Genomic DNA, 1,486 nt, shown 5'->3' with positions numbered 1-1,486 from the left:
TGTTGATTTGCTAGATGATGGCATCACACCGCTGGGAAGCGGCGTGTTGTTTAGGCTGAGGGGAGCTGTGCGGCACAGTTCCAGGGCAGGAAGTCGCCAACCCGGTTGACCGGATGCTCTGCGATATTTGCCAGTACATGGCGCAGCCAAGCCTCGGGGTCAACACCGTTGAGCTTGGCGGTGCCGATCAGAGAGTAGATCGCGGCCGCCCGTTCGCCACCGCTGTCGGCGCCGGCGAACAGGTAGTTGCGCCGGCCGATGGCGATACCGCGCAACGCCCGTTCGGCGGCCGAGTTATCGATCTCGATGGCGCCGTTGTCGCAGTAGCGCGTCAGCGCCGGCCACAGGTTCAGCGCATACAGGATGGCCGCCGCCGTGTCCGACTTGCGGGACAGCTTTTCCAGAGACGTGCGCAGCCAGCGCTCCAGGTCATCGAGCAAGGGGCATGCTTCTGTCTGCCGCACTGACTTGCGCTGGTCCGGCGGTTTGCCACGGATTTCGGCTTCGATCAGATACAGCTCGGCGATGCGCCGCAGCGCTTCGGTTGTCAGCGGCGATGGCCGTGCTGCATGCAGGTCGTGGAACTTGCGCCGCGCGTGCGCCCAGCAGGCTGCCTCGTGGATATCGCCGTTTTCGTACAGCGCGTTGAAGCCGGCGTAGGCATCGGCTTGCAACACGCCCTTGAACTGGGCCAAGTGGCTTTGCGGGTGGATGCCCTTGCGATCCGGCGAGTAGGCGAACCACACCGCCGGCGGCGTGTTGTCGCCAGCTGGCCGATCATCACGCACATAGGTCCACAGGCGCCCGGTTTTGGTTTTGCCGTTGCCAGGCGCGAGCACTGGTACCGGCGTGTCATCGGCATGCAATTTAGTGCCAGCCAGTACGTGTTTACGGATGGCATCGACCAGCGGGCGCAGCAGCGCGCTGGCAGCGCCGACCCAGCTGGCCAGCAGGGCCCGGTCCAGCTCGACACCTTCGCGGGCGTAGATCACCGACTGCCGATACAACGGCAGGTGATCCGCGAACTTGGCAACCAGCACATGCGCCAGCAGGCCGGGACCGGCGATACCGCGCGCAATCGGCCGGCTTGGGGCAGGCGCCTGCACGATGGCGTCGCAGCAGCCGCAGGCCAGTTTCGGGCGCACGTGACGTATCACGCGGAAGCTGGCCGGCACGAACTCGAGTTGCTCGGCCACGTCCTCGCCCAGTTGATGCAGCTTGCCGCCGCAGGACGGGCAGGCTTCATCGGGAGGCAGGTAGCGCTGTTCATCACGCGGCAGATGCTCAGGCAAAGGCTTGCGTGCCGCCCGTTTGCGCGGCGCCTGGTCTGCTGCCGGCATCTCCCGTTCGGCCTCGGCGTCGTCGGCCTGCAAGTCTTCAAGCTGCAACTCCAGTTGTTCGATCTGGTGGTCGAGTTTTTCGGACTTGCGGCCGAATTGCATACGTCGCAGCTTGGCAATTTGCAGTTTCAGATGCTCGATCTCGG

1 protein-coding gene is annotated in these 1,486 nt (G+C 64.6%); it reads right to left on the bottom strand.

The features are described from left to right. Positions 1–50 precede the first annotated feature (50 nt). Positions 51–1,486 (bottom strand): IS66 family transposase (gene tnpC / locus ACP7DE_RS27935; protein ID WP_426075178.1); only part of this gene is annotated, 1,436 nt, incomplete at its 5' end.

The sequence above is a fragment of the Janthinobacterium sp. DSP2-3-3 genome (assembly GCF_049897325.1).
In the GTDB taxonomy this organism is placed as follows: Bacteria; Pseudomonadota; Gammaproteobacteria; order Burkholderiales; family Burkholderiaceae_D; genus Janthinobacterium.
This window is presented reverse-complemented; position numbering and strand designations above follow the sequence as displayed.